Source organism: Pseudomonas carassii (assembly GCF_036324045.1).
In the GTDB taxonomy this organism is placed as follows: domain Bacteria; phylum Pseudomonadota; class Gammaproteobacteria; order Pseudomonadales; family Pseudomonadaceae; genus Aquipseudomonas; species Aquipseudomonas peradeniyensis.
This window is the reverse complement of record NZ_JAZDCT010000001.1, coordinates 101,414-119,242: the sequence shown is the minus strand read 5'-3', so window position 1 is coordinate 119,242 and position 17,829 is coordinate 101,414. Positions and strand designations below refer to the sequence as shown.

Annotated in this window: 16 protein-coding genes; 5 read left to right on the top strand and 11 right to left on the bottom strand. The window is 65.9% G+C overall.

Annotated elements, in window-relative coordinates:
• Positions 1-117: 117 nt before the first annotated feature.
• Positions 118-555 carry an Lrp/AsnC family transcriptional regulator gene (locus tag V0R62_RS00480; RefSeq protein WP_330102298.1) on the bottom strand — a complete coding sequence of 146 codons (438 nt, stop codon included), beginning with the start codon at positions 553-555 and terminating at the stop codon, positions 118-120.
• A gap of 133 nt (positions 556-688) precedes the next feature.
• Between V0R62_RS00480 and V0R62_RS00475 the strand changes: the two genes are divergently transcribed.
• Complete coding sequence (locus V0R62_RS00475; RefSeq protein WP_330102297.1) at positions 689-1,594, top strand: DMT family transporter; 906 nt, start codon at positions 689-691, stop codon at positions 1,592-1,594.
• Between the two features lie 124 nt (positions 1,595-1,718).
• On the opposite strand, the gene V0R62_RS00470 is transcribed toward V0R62_RS00475, so the two are convergent.
• The 8 genes from V0R62_RS00470 to V0R62_RS00435 form a co-directional block, all read right to left on the bottom strand.
• The gene (locus V0R62_RS00470; RefSeq protein ID WP_330102296.1) at positions 1,719-2,579 is read right to left on the bottom strand and encodes a glutathione S-transferase C-terminal domain-containing protein; all 861 of its coding nucleotides are present in this window, start codon (positions 2,577-2,579) and stop codon (positions 1,719-1,721) included.
• Between the two features lies 1 nt (position 2,580).
• Positions 2,581-3,228, bottom strand: a complete 648-nt coding sequence (locus tag V0R62_RS00465; protein WP_023629104.1) for an FMN-dependent NADH-azoreductase — start codon at positions 3,226-3,228, stop codon at positions 2,581-2,583.
• A gap of 206 nt (positions 3,229-3,434) precedes the next feature.
• Complete coding sequence (locus V0R62_RS00460) at positions 3,435-3,872, bottom strand: PaaI family thioesterase (RefSeq protein WP_028692820.1); 438 nt, start codon at positions 3,870-3,872, stop codon at positions 3,435-3,437.
• 11 nt (positions 3,873-3,883) lie between these two features.
• The gene (locus V0R62_RS00455; protein ID WP_330102295.1) at positions 3,884-4,960 is read right to left on the bottom strand and encodes an acyl-CoA dehydrogenase family protein; all 1,077 of its coding nucleotides are present in this window, start codon (positions 4,958-4,960) and stop codon (positions 3,884-3,886) included.
• Positions 4,961-4,970: 10 nt separating this feature from the next.
• Positions 4,971-6,095, bottom strand: a complete 1,125-nt coding sequence (locus V0R62_RS00450; protein WP_330102294.1) for an FAD-dependent oxidoreductase — start codon at positions 6,093-6,095, stop codon at positions 4,971-4,973.
• On the bottom strand, positions 6,092-8,035 hold the full coding sequence (asnB, locus tag V0R62_RS00445) for an asparagine synthase (glutamine-hydrolyzing) (RefSeq protein ID WP_110739293.1): 1,944 nt from the start codon (positions 8,033-8,035) through the stop codon (positions 6,092-6,094). Before asnB ends, V0R62_RS00450 begins: the two co-directional genes overlap by 4 nt.
• Before the next feature lie 80 nt (positions 8,036-8,115).
• On the bottom strand, positions 8,116-8,898 hold the full coding sequence (locus V0R62_RS00440; RefSeq protein ID WP_186732921.1) for an enoyl-CoA hydratase-related protein: 783 nt from the start codon (positions 8,896-8,898) through the stop codon (positions 8,116-8,118).
• A gap of 5 nt (positions 8,899-8,903) precedes the next feature.
• Positions 8,904-10,091 carry a hydroxymethylglutaryl-CoA synthase gene (locus tag V0R62_RS00435; protein ID WP_330102293.1) on the bottom strand — a complete coding sequence of 396 codons (1,188 nt, stop codon included), beginning with the start codon at positions 10,089-10,091 and terminating at the stop codon, positions 8,904-8,906.
• Between V0R62_RS00435 and V0R62_RS00430 the strand changes: the two genes are divergently transcribed.
• The 4 genes from V0R62_RS00430 to V0R62_RS00415 all read left to right on the top strand — a co-directional run bounded on the left by V0R62_RS00430 (position 10,014) and on the right by V0R62_RS00415 (position 13,115).
• Entirely contained in the window at positions 10,014-10,220 is a 207-nt protein-coding gene (locus V0R62_RS00430; RefSeq protein ID WP_162232977.1) for a hypothetical protein, read from the top strand. The genes V0R62_RS00435 and V0R62_RS00430 overlap by 78 nt on opposite strands.
• A gap of 454 nt (positions 10,221-10,674) precedes the next feature.
• Positions 10,675-11,577 (top strand): LysR family transcriptional regulator, encoded by a 903-nt coding sequence (locus V0R62_RS00425; RefSeq protein WP_330102292.1) that lies wholly within the window; start codon positions 10,675-10,677, stop codon positions 11,575-11,577.
• Positions 11,578-12,639: 1,062 nt separating this feature from the next.
• Positions 12,640-12,879 carry a hypothetical protein gene (locus tag V0R62_RS00420; RefSeq protein WP_330102291.1) on the top strand — a complete coding sequence of 80 codons (240 nt, stop codon included), beginning with the start codon at positions 12,640-12,642 and terminating at the stop codon, positions 12,877-12,879.
• Positions 12,876-13,115: a DUF3077 domain-containing protein gene (locus V0R62_RS00415; RefSeq protein WP_232966464.1), complete on the top strand. Its 240-nt coding sequence runs from the start codon at positions 12,876-12,878 to the stop codon at positions 13,113-13,115. Before V0R62_RS00420 ends, V0R62_RS00415 begins: the two co-directional genes overlap by 4 nt.
• Before the next feature lie 172 nt (positions 13,116-13,287).
• On the opposite strand, the gene V0R62_RS00410 is transcribed toward V0R62_RS00415, so the two are convergent.
• Positions 13,288-14,655 carry a TolC family outer membrane protein gene (locus tag V0R62_RS00410; RefSeq protein ID WP_330102290.1) on the bottom strand — a complete coding sequence of 456 codons (1,368 nt, stop codon included), beginning with the start codon at positions 14,653-14,655 and terminating at the stop codon, positions 13,288-13,290.
• 78 nt (positions 14,656-14,733) lie between these two features.
• On the bottom strand, positions 14,734-17,811 hold the full coding sequence (locus tag V0R62_RS00405; protein WP_330102289.1) for a MexW/MexI family multidrug efflux RND transporter permease subunit: 3,078 nt from the start codon (positions 17,809-17,811) through the stop codon (positions 14,734-14,736).
• Positions 17,812-17,829: the final 18 nt, after the last annotated feature.

Genomic DNA, 17,829 nt, shown 5'->3' with positions numbered 1-17,829 from the left:
GAAAAGTGCACACAAAAATGGCACTTATGGTGACATTTGTGTGTACAAGTTTTGGCCGGGCCGACTGCGTGGGAGCGGACTTGCCCCGCGATAGGGCCTGCAGCTGCAAAACCTCCCTCACGCCATGGGCGGCAGCCGCCGCTTAACCGGCGTCTTCTTGATGATCGCCGTATTGGTCTCGGCCAGCACATTGAGGTGGTCGAGCAAGGTGTCCAGTTGCTCCATCGAGCGCACATGCAGGCGGGCGATGAAACAATCCTCGCCAGTGACCTTGTCGCATTCGGTGAACTCGGGAATGGCCACGATCTGCCGTTCCACCTCCTGCAACTGCCCCGGCAGCGGGCGAATGCGCACGATGGCCTGCAACTGGTAGCCGAAACAGCGGGGGTCCACCTCCACCGTATAGCCGCGCAGCACGCCGCGCTCCTCCAGGCGGCGCAGGCGCTCGCTGACGCTGGGCGCCGACAGTCCGCTGATCTGCGCCAGGGCCTTGAGCGAGCGGCGCGAGTCTTCCATCAGGGCGTTGATCAGCAACTGGTCGATGGCATCGGTCATGGCAGCCTCGTTAGGTGATTTTCAATATATGCCTTGATAGTAAAGGCGAGAGCACCGATATGCCTTGGTTATCCGCTGGAAGGTCGCCCTCGACCCTCCGCATACTGTGCCCATCGTCGACAGGAGGTGTGAGATGGACAATTCGCTGCGTCGTGGCTCGCTGGAAATGATCGCCGCCATGCTGATCTCCGGGACCATCGGCTGGTTCGTGCTGGTGTCCGGGCAGCCGGTGCTGGAAGTGGTGTTCTGGCGCTGTGTGTTCGGCGCCGGCACCTTGCTGCTGATCTGTGCGGCCATGGGTTTTCTCAAGCCCGGCGTGCTGACCCGCGCCACCTTCCTGCTGGCGGTGGTCAGCGGGGTGGCGATCGTCGGCAACTGGGTACTGCTGTTCGCCTCCTACTCGCGGGCTTCGATCGCCATTGGCACCGCGGTGTACAACGTCCAGCCGTTCATGCTGGTGGGCCTGGCCGCGCTGTTCCTCGGCGAGAAGATCACCCCGGCCAAGCTGACCTGGTTGAGCGTGGCGTTCCTCGGCATGCTGGCCATCGTCAGCGCCCATGGCGCGGGGCAGGCCAGTGGCGACGAGTACCTGCTGGGTATTGTCCTGGCATTGGGCGCGGCGTTCCTGTACGCCGTGGCGGCGTTGATCATAAAGCGCCTGACCGGCACGCCGCCGCACCTGATCGCGCTGATCCAGGTGAGCACCGGCGTATTGCTGCTGGCGCCCTGGGTGAAGCTTGGTGGACTGCCGGGTGAACTGCCGGCGCTCGGCAGCCTGGTGACGCTGGGGATCGTGCATACCGGGTTGATGTACGTGCTGCTGTACAGCGCCATCCAGCGCCTGCCCACGGCGTTGACCGGGGCGTTGTCGTTCATCTACCCGATCGCGGCGATCCTGGTCGACTGGGTGGCCTTCGACCATCGCCTGGCGCCGGTGCAGTGGTTGGGCGTGGGACTGATCCTGCTGGCGGCTGCAGGCATGCAGCAGGGCTGGTGGTTCCGGCCAGCCAGCGGCCGCGGCGTGGCAAGGCCGGAGTGAGGTTCTGAGTTTGTAAGATCGGCGTGGTCATGGCGCGTAACAGCCTCAAGGTGCTGAGCGGCAATCGGCTTCAACCCGTTGGGGCTGCTTTGCAGCCCTTTCCGGCCGGTCCGACGCCGACTGCTCAGTTCAACCAGCTCAACGCCGGCCCCTGGGGCACGATCCGGGTCGGGTTGATGTGGTTGTGCGAGTAGTAGTAGTGCAGCTTGATATGCGCCATGTCGATGGTGCGGTAGATCGCCGGGATCTGCGTCAGGCGCACCAGGTACTGGTACAGCGCCGGGTACTCGGCCAGGGTCTTGTGGTTGGTCTTGAAGTGCACGTAGTACACCGCCTCGTAGCGGATCAGCGTGGGCAGCAGGAACAGGTCCGACAGGCTCAGCTTGCCGCCCACCAGGTACGGCTGCTTGCGCAGCCGGTGCTCGAGGGTGTCCATGGCCGCGAAGAACTGCTGGAAGGCCTGGTCGTAGCTCTCCTGGTCCGGGGCGAAGCCCATGTGGTAGACCATGCGGTTGATGTTGGTGTGCAGCCACTGGTTGAGCTCGACGATGTCGCAGCTGGAGCGGTCGGGCACCAGGTCGATCGGGGTCTTGGCCAGGGGCTGCAGGCGGGTGGCCATCTGCAGTGCCAGCTCCGCCGAGTCGTTGTGCACGATGCGGTTCTGCTGGCGGTCCCAGAGGACCGGCACCGACTGGTTGCCGGTGAAGCCCGGGCGCGAGCGCTCGTACAGGCTCGACAGCAGGGTGACGTCCTTGTGCAGCGGGTCCTGGTCGTGCTCGTCGAACTCCCAGCCCTGGTCGTGGCGGCGGGCCGCCACGGAGGTGACGTCCAGCGCGTCTTCCAGGCCCAGCAGGCTCTGCACCAGGTGCACCCGGTGCGAGAACGGGCAGGCGTGGGAGATGTACAGGTGGTAGCGGTTGGGCTCGGCCACCAGTTCGCTGAGGAACAGCTCCTGGACCGACGGGTTGTCTTGGCTGCGGGTCATCTTACCTTCCTACGGCGGTGGCCAGGCTTGGGCATGGGCGTTCGCCGAGGGCGGCGATGCTGTGCTGGATCTTCAGGTTGGCGGCGGCCAGGCCTGCGGCCAGGCTTTCTTCGCCCATGCCCAGGCCTTCGGCGTAGATGAACTCGACGCTGTTCAGGCCGACGAAGCCCAGGGTCTGCGACAGCCAGCCGGCCAGGGTGTCGGTGCCCTGGCTGTAGACGCCGCCGCTGGCGTTGAGCACGTGCACCGGCTTGTCGTCGAGCAGCCCGACCGGGGCGCCGTCGACGTAGGTGAAGGTGACGCCACCACGCACGATGTAGTCGACCCAGGTGTGCAGGATCGACGGTGCGCCGAAGTTGTAGCGTGGCAGGCCGATCACCACGCGGTCGGCTTCCTGGATCTCTTCGATCAGCTCGTTGGACAGCTTCAGCGCCGCGGCCGCCTCGATGCTGCTGGCGTCACCGCCAAACAGGGCGTCCATGGTCACCGCATTGAGGTGCGGGATGGGCTGGGCGTGCAGGTCGCGTACCGCCACCGAAGCTTCAGGGTTGACCTCTTTGAGCTGCTTGAGGAAGTTGTCCACCAGTTGGCCGGAGAAGCCGCCATCGGACTTGATCGAGGAGCGGATGACCAGGACCTTGTGATTCATTGCGAGAATCCTTTCAGTGATGTGTGTGACAGCCAGTCTTGAGCAATCGGGCGGGAGTGAAAAGCGCAGATAATCAGGGTATTACCCTTAAGGTTGTCATGTATCGCCAGGGGCTCTGTGCTGAAACGATCGCGGGGCAAGCCTGCTCCCACAAATCGCGTGGGAGCGGGCTTGCCCCGCGATGAACGTGATGGATGATTACGCCGTCACCACTCGCGCTTGAGCCTGAACTTGCTCAACTGCGCGCTGGCAATGCGCGTCTGGCTGCCGTCGGCGTTGACCCGCCAGGCCTCGGCCTGGGTGAACATCAGGTTGCGGCCGTCGCGGATCACCTTGGCGTGGAACAGCACCTCGGTGTCGCGCGGCGTGGCCGACAGCAGCAGGGTGTTGAAGCTGTTGGTCAGGGCGTACTCGTCCGGCCCCAGCAAGGGCAGGGTGGCGAGCATGCTGGTGACGTCGAGCATCGAGTAGATCACCCCGCCGTGCAGGGTCTGGCTGAGGTTGTCGATGGCATCGGTGACGGTCAGCCGGCAGGTGCACTGGCCGGGGGACTGTTCCAGCATTTCCAGCCCGCAGTAGCGCTGGTAGGCGTGTTCGAGCAGCGCGCGCGAGTGCGCGGCGGCGTGGTCGCTGATGGTGCTCATGGTGTGATCCTTCACAGGTGCCGGGCGATGATTTCCAGCATGATTTCGTGGGTGCCGCCGCCGATGGCCAGCAGGCGGGCGTCGCGGTGGATGCGTTCGACCAGCGAGGGCTCGACGCAGCCGTGGGCGCCATGCAACTGCACGGCGTCACGGGCCAGGGTTTCCAGGGTCTGTACGGCGCTGTTCTTGGCGATGGCCACCTGGTGCGCGTCCAGGGTGCCTTCGGCCTGGCGGGTCACGCAGGTGTCGACGAACTGGCGGCTGACCGTCAGCTGCGCGTAGTGCTCGGCCAGGCGCTGGCGGATCACCGACTTGTCGAACAGCGGCTTGCCGCCGACCTGGCGGCTCTTGCACCAGTCGATGGCGGCCTGCAGGGCCATGTCTGCGCTGGTGATGGCCATCACCGCCAGGTTCAGCCGCTCCTGCTGCAGGCTGGCCTGCAGCAGGCGGCCGACGCCGCCCTTGCCGGTCAGGCGCAGCGCTGGCACGTCCACAAGCTCCAGATCGGCCAGTGGCAGGCAGCGCCAGCCCAGGGCCTGGCGCGGGGTGTGGCGGATGCCGGCGGCGGAGCCCTCGACCAGGAACAGCGCCAGGCCGTCCTCGCAGTGGCCGACCATCAGCAGCCAGTCGGCACGGGTGGCGTTGCAGATGAACGCCTTGTGCCCGTTCAGCCGGTAGCCGTCGGCCTGGCGCGTGGCCCGGCACTCCAGGGCGCGCAGGTCGGAGCCGGCCTGGCGCTCGGTGATCGCCAGGGCGATGCTCTGGCGGCCGTCGAGCACTGCCGGCACCAGGTCGTGGACGATCGGGTGGCCGGTGGCCTGCACCGCCTTGAGGCTGACGAAGTGCGAGCCCAGGCCCATGGTGATGCCCTGGGCGCCGCTGCGGGTCAGCTCCTCGATCAGCACCGCCACGGCCCGAGGGTCGTCCGGCAACTGGCGGTGGTCGTGGCCCAGGCCGAGCAGGCCGGCGGCGCCGGCCTCGCGGTTGAGCGTGGCCGGGTAGGCGCCGAGCTGCTCCCAGGCCGCCACGTTCGGCGTGATGCGCTCGCTGACGAAGGCCTGCAGGCGCTGGCGGTATGCGTCACTCATGGCGATCTCCTCAGAACACCGTGGTCAGGGCCAGGTCGTGGAAGCGCTCGACGATCGGCCGGATCCGCGAGGAGGTCATGGCGCTGTCCTCCTCGAAGTAGTACAGGTCGGTCATGTCGCGCATCACTTCCAGCATCACCCGCGAACGTTCGGCGGCGCGGATCTCGTAGCGTTGCAGGGCGCTGTCGAGGCGCTCGTCGCAGCAGCCGACCAGGGCCTGGGCGAGCATGAAGGCGTTCTCCAGGCCGAGGGTCAGGCCATAGCCGAGGGTCGGCAGCATGGCGTGGATGCTGTCGCCGAGCATCACCACGCGGCCGTTCTGCCAGCAGCCGGCACCGGTCAGCGCCATCATCTTGTGGGTGAGGATCTGCTCGTGCTCGGTGGCTTCGATCATTCGCACCACGTCCGGCGGTAGGTCGGCGAACAGCTGTACCAGGCCGTCACGGTCAAGCAGCGGCTGGTTGCGGTGCTGGTAGGCGGCGAACCAGTAGCGGTACGGACGGTCGGCCGCCAGCGGGTAGGTGACCACCCGCGAGAACTCCGAGGCGAAGATCTGGCAACGGTCCGGCAGCAGCAGCGGCGAGTCGAACTCGACCATGCCGCGGCTGGCCACCAGCCCCGTGTCGTAGGGCGTCAGGCCCGGTTCCAGGCACTGGCGCACGGTGGAGCCGACGCCGTCGCTGCCGATCACCAGGTCGAAGTCTTCCTGTTCGCCGTTGCTGAAGGTGACCCGCGCCTGTTCGCCGACCTTCTCCACTTTCTCGCAGCCCATCTGGTAGCGGATCTGCCCGGGGGCCAGGCGTTCGCGCAGCAGGCCGAACAGCTCGGGACGCGGGAACATCACCGCCGGCGCCGGGATCCCCAGGCCGTCCGGGCGCACCGGCTGGCTGTGGATCAGGCGACCGTCGCGGCCATGGGTGTCGAGGAACTCGATGGCCTTGCCGCGGCCGATGAACCCGGTGTCGTTGAACAGGAAGCGCAGCACCTGTACGCCCTGGGGCCAGACGTAGATGCCGGTGCCCGAGTCGCGCGGGCCATGGGCCCGCTCGTACACCGTGGCCTCGAGGCCGAAGCGCTTGAGAATCAGGGCGCAGGCCAGGCCATTGAGGCCGGCGCCGATGATTGCGATCTTCATGCGGCCACCTCGCTCAAGGTGTTCCAGCTCTGGCCGCTCATGCGGTAGCGGCGCTGCAGCAGGCACAGGCTGGTCAGCTCCATCAGCATCGGGTCGAGCAGGCCCTGTTCCTGGGCGCTGAGGGTCGGCAGCTGCTTGAGCAGGGTGCGTACCTTGGCCGCGTCGAAGAACGGCAGCGCGTCCAGGTCACGGCTGTGCAGGGTGTCCTGCACCAGCTGCCACAGGCGGCCTTGCTGCTGCAGGGTGGCCGGCGGCGCACGGAAGTAATGCTTCTTGCGCTCGTACAGGGCCTTGGGCAGGTAAGGGCGCATGGCTTCGCGGAACACGTACTTCTCGGTGGCGCCGCGCACCTTCATCCACACCGGCAGCTGGCAGGCCAGTTCGACCACGTGGTGGTCGAGCAGCGGCACGCGGCCTTCGATGCTGTTGGCCATCTCCATGCGGTCGCCCAGGGTGGTGAGGACGAAGTTCGGCAGGTACGACTTGGCCCACAGGTACATGGAGTTGTGCACCGGGTCGCGGTCGGCGAGCTTGCCGTGGTCGAGGCGGTCGAAGAACTGGCGGTACGGGTCGACACCGGTGAAGTGGTCGCGGAAGTCGCCGCGGTACAGGCTCTCCAGGGCCTTGAACCAGCCGGCCTGGTTGTCCAGCCACGACACGCCGTGCTTGAGCTGGTCGACCATCCAGTGGATGTCGTGGGGCATGTGCGCGTTGGTGTAGCCCTGCTCGTTGGCCTGGATGCGCTGGCGCAGCAGGTCGATGACTTTCGGGTCTTGTTGCTCGTTGTTGTACAGCAGCATGTCACGGCGGAAGTGCGGGTAGCCGGCGAACACTTCGTCGGCGCCTTCGCCGGTCAGCACCACCTTCAGGCCGGCCTTGCGCACTTCCTTGCTGAGGATGTACTTGGCCACGCCGTGGGCGTTGAAGAACGGCGTCTCGTTGTGCCACACCGCCTGCTCGAAGTTGTCGGCCAGGTCGTCCTGGGTGATCTCGATAGTGTGGAAGCGCGCGCCGTTGTGCTCGGCGGCCATGCGCGCGAAACGGTTCTCGTCATAGTCGTCCATGTCGGTGAACGACAGGTTGAAGGCGTCCAGCGGCTCGCCCTTGAGGGCGGTGGCCATGCCCAGCATCGCCGAGGAGTCGATGCCGCCGCTCAGGTACACGCCCATCGGCACGTCGGCGCGCAGGCGCAGGCGCACCGCTTCCTCGATGGCGGCGCGCACGGATTCGATCATGCCGGCCTCGTCGCTCGGCGCCGGGGTGTCGCGGCGGGCGAATTCCATGTCCCAGTAACGACCGCTGTGCAGGCCGCCGTGGTCGACCATCACCCAGCAACCCGGCTGCACGCTGCGCACGCCTTCGAACAGGGTGTGGTCGCGCAGATAGAAGGCGCGGCTGGCGTAGGCGTTCTCGTCCCAGGTCGGGTTGACGCCGGCGGCCAGCAGGGCCTTGATCTCGGAGGCGAAGTACCAGTTGCCTTCATGCTGGGTGTAGAACAGCGGCTTGATGCCCAGGCGGTCGCGCACCGCCAGCATCAGGCGGCGACGGCGATCGAACAGGACCATGGCGAACTCGCCGCGCAGCTCCTTGAGCCCGGCCATGCCGGAGCGGCGGTACAGGTGCAGGGCGATCTCGCTGTCCGAGGCGGTCTTAAAGATCGCGCCTTCGGCCTGCAGTTCGGTACGGATGCGCTCGTGGTCGTAGAACTCGCCGTTGACGATCACCGCCAGGTCGCCTTCGTCTGCGACGATCGGCTGCATGCCGTTGTCCAGACCGATGATGCTCAGGCGGGTGTGGCCGAGCACGGCGCGCTCGCCCGGGTCACGCCACAGGCTGTGCTCGTCCGGGCCGCGGTGGTTGATGGCGGCCAGGGCGTCGAGGATCGACTGGTCGCTGATGCTGTTGCGTTTGGACTGGTAGACACCGATGAAACCACACATGGCAAAATCCTTTTCTCATAGGTCGGGCGTCGTCGGCGACGCCGGAACGGCGCGGGCTTCGTGGTCCGCGCACCCAGGGTTCATTGCGCCCAGTCGGGGCGACTGCGTTCGAAGAAGGCGGCAAGACCGTGCTGGCCCTCGCTGGAGGTGCGCAGGCGGGCGATCAGCTGCAGGTTGCAACCCTGCTCGTCGAGCAGGTGGTCGCGGCCTGCCAGGCGCGCCAGCATCTGCTTGATCTCGCGACTGGCCTGGGGGCCGGTCTGCAGCAGGGTGGCCAGCCAGCGGTCGCGGGCCTGCTCCAGCTCGGCGGCGGGCACCAGGCGGTGGACCAGCTGCAGGCGCAGCGCGTCCTCGCCGCCGAACACCTCGGCCGAGAGCATGTAGCGCCGTGCCTGGCGCACGCCCATGGCGCGCACCACGTAGGGGCTGATCAAGGCCGGGGCCAGGCCCAGGCGCGCCTCGCTGAAGCAGAACCGCGCATCCTCGGCGGCCAGCACGTGGTCGGCGCAGCACAGCAGGCCCAGGGCCCCGCCGAACACCGCGCCGCGGGCCAGCATCAGCACCGGCACCGGGAAGTCGTCCAGGCGTTGCAGGACGTTGGCCAGCAGGCTGGCGTCCTCCAGGTTGCGCGCATGGTCGAAGTCACGGCTGCGGCGCATCCACTCCAGGTCCGCCCCGGTGCACAGGTGCTCGCCGGCGCCGTCGAGCACCAGGGCGCGCAGCCCCGGGTGCTCGGCGAGGGCCTGCAGCTGCTCGTGCAAGGCCCCGAGCAGGGCCTCGTCGAGGGCGTTGCCGGCATGCGGACGGTTCAGGGTCAGGCAGGCGACCGCGGGTTGCGGCCAGCTCAGCAGCACGTCGCTCATGGTCGTCAGCTCGCCATCTTCAGGGACAGGGCGGTGCTCTCGTACTGACGGCGATAGCCCTCGCAACCGCCGTAGCGGAACGCGCCGCCGGTGACGTACGGGGTGCTGTAGTCGGCCATGGCCGGGTGGTTGTCGCCGTAGAACCAGCTGCTGTACTGCTCATGGCCCAGGCGGGTGCGGCTGGCCAGCATGCGCGCATGCGCCTTGCGCCGCGAATGGGCCTGGTAGCCCGGCACCACGGTGGCGCTGAAGAACTCGCCGACGCTGCCCGAACCGTAGCTGAACAGGCCGATGTTGCGGCCGGTCAGGTCCTCGTCGCTGTTGTCCAGCAGCGACAGCAGGGCGATGTACAGCGAGGCGGTGTAGCAGTTGCCGATGGCCTTGCCGTACAGCTGGCTGGTGGAGTAGGCCTTCTCGCCCAGGGCCTTGGCCGCTTCAGGCTCGATTGCCTCGAACACCGAGAAGGCTTTCTTCGCCATCTTGGTGAACGGCTGGTGGAAGCACAGGAAGCTCATGTCTTCCAGGCCTAGGCCGCCGTCGGCGCGGTAACTCTGCCAGGCGTTGCGCAGCGACTCCAGGTAGACCTCGATCGACAGCTTGCCGTCGACCAGCGCGGTGCTGCGCAGGTTCGGCCGCCAGAAGTCCGAGACGTCCAGGCTGTAGCGGCCCTGGTGCGGGTGCAGCTCCAGCAGGCGCGGGTTCTCGGCCACGATCATGGCCACGGCGCCGGCGCCCTGGGTGCATTCGCCCTCGGAGTTCTGCTCGTAGCGGGCGATGTCGGTGGCGATCACCAGTACCTTCTCGTGAGGACGCTGGGCGACCAGCGCACGGGCCATCTGCAAGCCAGCGGTGGCGCCGTAGCAGGCCTGCTTGAACTCCACCACGCGGCAGTCGGCACGCAGGCCGAGCAGGCTGTGGACGAACAGGCCGGCGGCCTTGGACTGGTCGATGCCGCTCTCGGTGGCGAGGATCACCGTGGCGATCGAGGCGCGGGTGGCGTCATCGAGCAGCGGCAGGGCGGCGTTGGCCGCCAGGGTCACGATGTCTTCGTCCGGGGCCGGCACGGCCATGAACTCCTGGCCGATGCCGACCAGGTATTTCTGCGGATCGATACCATGCCGTTCGGCAAGTTCTTCCAGTGCGAAAAAGTGTTGCGGTACAGACAGCCCAATATCATCAATGCCGATTTTCATGTGTATGCCCAATTATTTTTCACTGTTGAAAAAATCCCAAAATACACAACCGGTCTTGTTGTTCCGGTGCCAGACCCTGCTGGCCATTTAATTATTGCGGCTGAAGCTTTTGCCAAAAAAAGCGAATAATTCCGATGGGATTGATGACGCCTGCTCATGGTTTTTCAGGCGGGAAAGTTAAAGGTTTATTTATCGCGTGCAGCCGCGTGCCCCGTGATTTCACGCGGCTTGCGAAAAGGGGTAGTGAGCGGATTGTCTAACAATAGGGCAATTAAAATTTTCAATTGTTTTAATATGAAAATTTTATGGCGGTGTTATCGCCGGATTGACCTGTTGTTTCGGCTGTATATTTATGCCGTGTCGCTTGTGCATCTCTGCATGGTCGGGACTTCCTTGTCCGTTATTCATCCATTAGTGCCGGGCACCGTGAGGGAGGTTGTTGTCGCATGAACCGCGCCGGGCGAATAGTGACAAAAAGTGCGCGCATCGCGGCATGGTCTTCATGTGTCGGGCGAAGCTGTGGTACAACCCCGCAGGACACAGGATTCGTCACCCGCAGGCGCGGGCATACAAGGAGGTAGTGGTGTTTTCCAAGATCAGTCTCGATCAGTGGCGCGCGTTCGTCTGCACGGTCGAGTGCGGCGGGTTCCAGCAGGCCGGCGAGCACATGTACAAGTCGCAGTCGGCCATCAGCCACTCGGTCAACCGCATGGAAATGCTCCTGGGCCAGGAGCTGTTCATCATCGAAGGCCGCAAGGCCGTGCTCACCTCCCTGGGCAAGGCCCTGCTGCCCCAGGCCAAGCACCTGCTGGGCGCGGCGCAGAAGCTCGAACACCTGGCCAACCAATACCAGCCTGGGCTGTTCACCGAGCAGGCGCTGGCGGTGGATGTGCTGTTCCCCCTCGAGCTTTTGCAGCAGGCGCTGCTGGAGTTTGCCCAGGAGTACAAGGATCACCGTATCCGCTTGTACGAAACGGCGTTGTCCGGGGCCCGCGAGTTGCTGGAGGACGGCAAGGTCGAGCTGGGTATCGCCAGCAGCCTGCCTTCCGGCTACCTGCAGGAGTTCCTGCTCAATGTCTCGCTGGTCTGCGTGGTGGGGGCCAGCCACCCGCTGAGCGAGGCGCAGGGGGAGTTGAGCCTGGACGACATGAAGAACCACCGGCAGGTGGTGATCCGCGATTCCGGCACGCGCAATTCGCAGAACAGTGGCTGGCTGGGGACCTCGCAGCGCTGGACGGTGAGCAGCCTGGCGGCGGCCGAGAGCTTCGTCGAGCGGGGGATGGGGTTCGCCTGGTTGCCGGAACATCGGGTGCAGCAGGGGCTGGCGCAAGGGCGGTTGGTGCGGGTCAACCTGCAGCATCAGCGGGAGCGGGAGGTGCCGATGTACATGGGGTATCCCGAGGAGTACCGGCACAGTCCCGAGGTGCGGTTGCTGGCGCAGATACTGCGGGAGCGGTGTCGGGAGTATCGGCCTGTAGTTGCTTGAAGGATCGTGGGTGGTGGTTTCGAGGGATGTAGGCGCATTCATTTGTGATGTCGACGCTTAGTCACCTTTCCGCCCTTACGGCGGCTTACTTTGGTCGTAACTCGCCGTCCGCGGCCAAAGTAAGCAAAGCCGTGGCGCTCCATTCATCCGGCCCTGCGCTTCGCTCCGGGTCCCCTCACTCCGGCCTTGCTCCCGGGAGGACCGCGCTGAACGCCCCATCCTGGGGCGCAGCGCTTGACGGACATCCATGCCCGTCACCTCCCTCCGCAAGGCCTGCGTTCGGCCTCCTGAAGTCGCGAAGTTACGGGCGGCGCCTGTGCTGGTGCAGCTATCGCTAGTTGTTGTTTGGTGAACTCTTGATTGCTATTGCGGGCTTGCCCGGCCATCCTCTGCGATTTTCTGAGTAAACGCTTCTAAACCTGAAGCCAAATGCTTGAGTCGAATAGGCTTGGGAACAATCCTACGCGCTTGCCGGAGGCCACCGCGTTGTCGGGGAAGTACCCCAAGGATAACTTCACTGGGTAGCCTCATTGGGGGGAGGGTGTGAGAGCCTGAAGCTTGGATGATCGGCAATCCAGTTATGGCGGCTGTGCCCAGGCAGACTTTGGTCTGGCCGAGTTTCTCTTGCGCCTCGGTTTCTCACCCCGTGCACAGTTGCCACCCTTTGCATCCCGCTCCAAACGCGCTGTCGTGGGAGCGGGCTTGCCCCGCGATCCGGGCGCTGCCCGGCCATGTTCTTCCACTATCAACGTAAGAAACTTCCGAACCTGAAACCAAATGCTTCAGCCAGCAAAGCTTGGGAACTATCCTACGCGCTTGCCGGAAGCCGCCGCGTTGTCGGGGAAATACCCCACGGATAACTTCACTGGGTCGCCATATCAGGTGACCGGGTGTGAGAACCCGACCTGCACTGCCAAGGCTATTGCTTCATGGCAGCCCTGCGCGGGCAGACTTCGGTCTGGCCGGCTTCAGTGCACCGGTTTCTCACCCCGCGTACGGCTGCCACCTTTGTCCGTGAGAAAGATCGAGATGGCCGCTCCTGTCACGCACTGGAGTTTCATCATGAAAAAGATCGTCCCAGACCCACCCCGTCTAGCCCCCGTCATCGCTATCCACCCGACCCTCACCCGCGAAGAAGCCATGACCGCCGCCGTCGAGGTGACCACCGCCATTTCCGATGTCCTCGATATCTACTTCAAGACCGACCCCGGCGAAGCCCAGGACCGTCTGTTCACCGCCAGTGACTACCTCGGCCAGCTGGCCTGTGCCTTGCTCGAACACAAGCCAGGGGTACAACCATGACCAACGCACGTACCGCAGGCCGGACCCGTTGCATGGACCTGTTCAAGGTCGAGCCGGGCATTCCCTTCGCGGATGCCTTCAGCGAGTTGTCGGTGCTGCTTGGCTGCATTCGCCACCTCACCTGCGAGGCCGAGATGGAAGGCGACCTGATGGCGGGCAGCGCAGCGCGCATGTTGAGCGCCATGGCCAAGGCGTTGATCGATGATATGGAGCTGGGGTTGAACCGCTGCGGTTGATCCGATGGCCCTTTCGCGGCACAAGGCCGCTCCTACAGGTGACCGCCCGCCCCTGTAGGAGCGGCCTTGTGCCGCGAAAGGGCTGCAAAGCAGCCCCGGCAGGCCCAAGCCGGATGCCAATTCTCAACATGAACACGCTGTCGTGGGCGCGGGCCCCGCGATTGCCAATACCTTACCCGCGCAGATCACTCGGCAGGAAATCCCGCTCCGGCTCGTAATCCAGCTTCAGATACCCCGCCAGCTCGCGCAGGTCATCCGGGCTCAGGCTGCCGGCCTGCTGCTTGAGCCGCAGGCTGTCGACGATGTACGCATAGCGCGAGACGTTGTAGTCACGTACCGCGTTGTACAGGTCGCGCTGCGCATCGAGGATATCGACGATGTTGCGGCTGCCCACCTCATACCCCGCCTCGGTCGCCCGCAACGAGCCTTGGCTGGAGACAATGCTCTGGCGTCGCGCGCGCACCTGCTCGACATCGCTGACCACCGCGCGGAAGGCGTTGCGCGAACCTTCCAGCACCTCGCGCTCGAGGCTGGTGCGGCCGTACTCGGTGCGTGCCAGCTCATGGGTGGCCTGGCGTACCCGCGCGCTGGTGCCGCCGCCGCTGAACAGCGGCAGCTTCATCTGCACCATCACCGAGCTGTCGCGCTGGTTGCCGGGGCGCTGGCCGAAGTGCGCGCTGGAGTCCATCAGGTCGCTGTCGCCCTCGGTGTAGCCCATGGCCAGGTTGAAGGTCGGCAGGTGATCGGCCTTGCTGCTGCGCAGGGTCTGGCCGGCCTGGCTGACGGCGGCCTGGCTGGCGCGCAGGCGCAGGTTCTGCGCCATGGCCTGTTCGACCCAGGCCTCGGCGCGTGCTGGCACCGGCGCCTGCACCGGCAGGCTGTGGCGGATTCCGGCCAATGCCGGCTGCGCCTGGCCGGTCAGGCGCATCAGCGCCTGGTAGGCGTCTTCGCTGCGGCGCTGGCTGTCGATCAGGTTGGCGCTGGCGCGGTCGAAGCTGGCCTGGGCCGAGAGCATGTCGTTCTGGTCGGACAGGCCGGCGTCGTAGCTCAGTCGGGTCTGCTGCAACTGGCGGTCGAAGGCACGCAGCTCGGCCTTGGCGGTGGCCAGGTTGTCCTCGGCCAGCAGGGTGTCGAAGTAGCTGCTGGCGGTGTCGAGGATCAGCTGCTGCTGGAACGCCGAGAAGTCCAGTTCGGCCTGTTCGTTCTCGGACTGCGCGGCCTTGAGGTCGAACCAGCGGCTGAGGTCGAACAACGGCTGGTCGAGGCTCAGGCGGTACAGGCTGCCGCTGCGCTGTTCGACCTGGCGGCGGTCGCTGCGCACGTCACCGGCCTCGGCATCCAGGGCTACCTGCGGCAGCAGGCGGGCGCGGGCCAGGGGCACGGCCTCGCGGCGGGCCAGGTAGTTCTCGCGGGCGGCGGCCATGTCGCTGTTGTGCTCGACCACCTGGGCATACACCGACATCAGTGTCGCACGCTCGGCGGCAACGGCCTGGGCCAGGGGCGCCAGGAGCAGAAGGGGCAGAAGGGTCTTACGTAGCATGTCGTTTCTCTTTATTCGGGCCGGCCGCTCCCAGGGGCAGCCGATCACGGCTGCCACAGGGGAGGGCGGGCTAAAGGGTCAGGCCGGCTGGGTGTAGGCGGCCAGTTCCTGCAGGCGTGGGTCTTCGCTGGCACGGTGGTCCTTGGCCAGCAGCGAGTACACGGTGGGCAGGATGAACAGGGTGAACAGCGTGCCGACCAGCATGCCGATGACGATCACCAGGCCCAGGCTGAAGCGGCTGTGGGCACCGGCGCCGCTGGCCAGTAGCAGTGGGACCAGGCCCACCACCATGGCCGCGGTGGTCATCAGGATCGGCCGCAGGCGGATCTGCGCGGCGCGCTCGATGGCCGTGCGGCGGTCGAGCTGGTCGGCCTGCTGCAGCTCGTTGGCGAACTCGACCATGAGGATGCCGTGCTTGCTGATCAGGCCGACCAGGGTCACCAGGCCGATCTGCGTGTAGATGTTCACCGTGGCGTAGCCCAGGTACAGCGGGATCAGCGCGCCGCACACCGACATCGGCACGCTGACCAGGATCACCAGCGGGTCGCGCAGGCTTTCGAACTGCGCCGCCAGCACCAGGTAGATGACCAGGATGGCGAAGATGAACGTCACCACCAGGGCGCTGCCTTCCTGGACGAACTGGCGGGCATCGGACAGCCAGTCATGGCTGAAGCCGGTGGGCAGGGCATTGGCCTGGGCGGCGAGGAACTGCACCGCGTCGCCAATGCTCACGCCCGGCGCCGGCACCGCCTGCAGGGTGGCCGAGTTGAGCTGGTTGAACTGGGTCAGCTTGTTGGGCTCGATCGACATGTCGAAGCTGACCAGGGTCGACAGCGGCACCTGGGCGCCGTTGGCGGCCTTGACGTACTGGCCGACCAGCATCTCCGCCGACAGGCGCTGGGCCCGTGCCACCTGCGGGATCACGTCGTAGGAGCGGCCGTCGAGGGCGAAGCGGTTGACGTAGTTCTCGCCCACCAGCACCGCCAGGGCGTCGCCGATGGCCTGCATGCTGATGCCCAGGTCGTTGGCCTTGCTGCGGTCGATGTTGATGTTGACCAGCGGGCTGTTGAAGTCCAGGTCGCTGTCGACCACGGCGAACAGGCCGCTGGCCATGGCCGCCTGCTTGATCTTGTCCATGGCGTCGAACACCACGCGGTGGTCCTGGGAACTCTGGATCACCATCTGCACCGGCAGGCCGCCGGTGGAGCCGGGCAGTGGCGGCAGCTGGAAGGCGAAGATGGCCACGCCCTCGATCTCGCCGACGGCTTTCTGGATCTCGGCCTGCAGCTGGTCGGCGCTGCGCTGGCGCTTTTCCCAGGTGCTCAGGTTGGCGCCGCCGAACGCGGTGCGCGGGCCGTCGTTGCCGTTGACCACCCAGGTGATGTCGGTTTCCGGGAAGGTGGCGAACAGGCGGTCCATGCGGTGCGCGTACATCTCGGTGTAGTCGATGTTGGCGTACTGCGGCGCCTTGGCCACCGCCAGAACCTGGGCCTGGTCCTCGACCGGCGCCAGTTCGCGCTGGGCGCCGAGGTAGAGGATCGGCAGGCTGACGAACACCGCCGCGGCAATCGCCAGGGTCAGCCAGCGGTGGTGCAGTGACACGTCCAGCACGCGCCCGTAGCCCTTGCCCAGCCACTGGAAGAAGCGCTCGGCGCCACGGGTCATCGGCCCTTCGCTGGCCTGGCGGTTGAGCAGGAAGGCGCTCATCACCGGTGACAGGGTCAGCGCCACCACGCCGGACACCACCACGGCGCCGGCGAGGGTGAAGGCGAACTCCTTGAACAGCGCGCCGGTCAGCCCGCCCATCAGGCCGATCGGGGCGTACACCGCGGCCAGGGTCAGGGTCATGGCGATCACCGGGCCGGCGATCTCGCGGGCACCGACCAGTGCCGCCTGCAAGGGCGACTTGCCTTCCTCGATATGGCGGTGGACGTTCTCCACCACGACGATGGCGTCGTCCACCACCAGGCCGATGGCCAGGACCATCGACAGCAGGGTCAGCAGGTTGATGCTGAAACCGAACAGACTCATGATCGCCGCCGCGCCGATCAGCGACAGCGGGATGGTCACCAGCGGGATCAGCACGCTGCGCAGCGAGCCGAGGAACAGGAAGATCACCACGGCGACGATCACCACGGCTTCGATCAGGGTCTTGACCACTTCATCGATGGACGCCTGGATGAAGCGCGCCACCTCGAACACGATGTTGGCGGTCATGCCCGGCGGCATGGTCTCGCGGATCTGCGGCATCATGTCCTGCACCGCGCCGACGATGGTCAGCGGGTTGCCGGCGGGGGTGGCGTGCAGGCCGATGAACACCGCGGGCTCGCCGTCCATGATGCCGCTGGTGTCATAGGAGGTGGCGCCGAGCTCGGCGGTGCCGATGTCGCTCAGGCGGATCAGCGTGTCGCCGTCGCGGCGCACCACCATCTGGCGGAACTGGTCGACGCTGGTCAGGTCGGTGTTGATGTTGATGTTGGCCGAGACGTACTGGCCCTTGGTCTGCCCGGGGGCGGCCTGGAAGTTGTTCTGGCGGATGGCCTCGGCCACGTCGCTGGCCGACAGGTTGCGCGCGGCCATCCGCGCCGGGTCCAGCCACAGGCGCATGGCCAGCTTCTGGCCGCCGAGGATCTGCGCCTCGGCCACGCCGTCGATGGCCGCCACGCGTGGCTGCACCACCCGCGAGATGTAGTCGGTGATCGCCGGCAGGCCGATGTCCTTGCTCGAGAAGCCGATGTAGATCACCGCCGTGCCTTCACCGGAGGACTTGGCCACCACCGAGTCGTAGGCGCCTTCGGGCAGGCGGTACTTGACCTGGTTGACGGCGGCCATGATCTCGGTGAGGGCCTTGTTGGAGTCGGCGTTGAGCTTCAGGCGCACGCTGATGACGCTCTTGCCCTGGGTCGAGGTCGAGCTCAGGTAGTCGACGCCGTCGACCGAGGCCACGGCTTGCGAGATGGGCTGGGTGACGAAGCCCTGCATCAACTGCGAGCGGGCGCCGGGGTATTCGGTGGTGATGGTGATGGTCGCGCTTTCCAGCTGCGGGTACTGGCGGATCGGCAGGTTCAGCAGCGCCAGCAGGCCAAGCATGACGATCATCGCGCAGACCACCAGGGTCAGTACCGGGCGGCGGATGAACAGGTCGGTGAATTTCATGGTGCTACAGGTCCTTTT

Excerpts from the sequence above, each read along its gene's own strand:
- V0R62_RS00480 (WP_330102298.1), bottom strand. The coding sequence starts at position 555 with ATGACCGATGCCATCGACCAGTTGCTGATCAACGCCCTGATGGAAGAC.
- V0R62_RS00475 (WP_330102297.1), top strand. The coding sequence starts at position 689 with ATGGACAATTCGCTGCGTCGTGGCTCGCTGGAAATGATCGCCGCCATG.
- V0R62_RS00470 (WP_330102296.1), bottom strand. The coding sequence starts at position 2,579 with ATGACCCGCAGCCAAGACAACCCGTCGGTCCAGGAGCTGTTCCTCAGC.
- V0R62_RS00465 (WP_023629104.1), bottom strand. The coding sequence starts at position 3,228 with ATGAATCACAAGGTCCTGGTCATCCGCTCCTCGATCAAGTCCGATGGC.
- V0R62_RS00460 (WP_028692820.1), bottom strand. The coding sequence starts at position 3,872 with ATGAGCACCATCAGCGACCACGCCGCCGCGCACTCGCGCGCGCTGCTC.
- V0R62_RS00455 (WP_330102295.1), bottom strand. The coding sequence starts at position 4,960 with ATGAGTGACGCATACCGCCAGCGCCTGCAGGCCTTCGTCAGCGAGCGC.
- V0R62_RS00450 (WP_330102294.1), bottom strand. The coding sequence starts at position 6,095 with ATGAAGATCGCAATCATCGGCGCCGGCCTCAATGGCCTGGCCTGCGCC.
- asnB (WP_110739293.1), bottom strand. The coding sequence starts at position 8,035 with ATGTGTGGTTTCATCGGTGTCTACCAGTCCAAACGCAACAGCATCAGC.
- V0R62_RS00440 (WP_186732921.1), bottom strand. The coding sequence starts at position 8,898 with ATGAGCGACGTGCTGCTGAGCTGGCCGCAACCCGCGGTCGCCTGCCTG.
- V0R62_RS00430 (WP_162232977.1), top strand. The coding sequence starts at position 10,014 with ATGCCGTTCGGCAAGTTCTTCCAGTGCGAAAAAGTGTTGCGGTACAGA.
- V0R62_RS00435 (WP_330102293.1), bottom strand. The coding sequence starts at position 10,091 with ATGAAAATCGGCATTGATGATATTGGGCTGTCTGTACCGCAACACTTT.
- V0R62_RS00420 (WP_330102291.1), top strand. The coding sequence starts at position 12,640 with ATGAAAAAGATCGTCCCAGACCCACCCCGTCTAGCCCCCGTCATCGCT.
- V0R62_RS00415 (WP_232966464.1), top strand. The coding sequence starts at position 12,876 with ATGACCAACGCACGTACCGCAGGCCGGACCCGTTGCATGGACCTGTTC.
- V0R62_RS00410 (WP_330102290.1), bottom strand. The coding sequence starts at position 14,655 with ATGCTACGTAAGACCCTTCTGCCCCTTCTGCTCCTGGCGCCCCTGGCC.
- V0R62_RS00405 (WP_330102289.1), bottom strand. The coding sequence starts at position 17,811 with ATGAAATTCACCGACCTGTTCATCCGCCGCCCGGTACTGACCCTGGTG.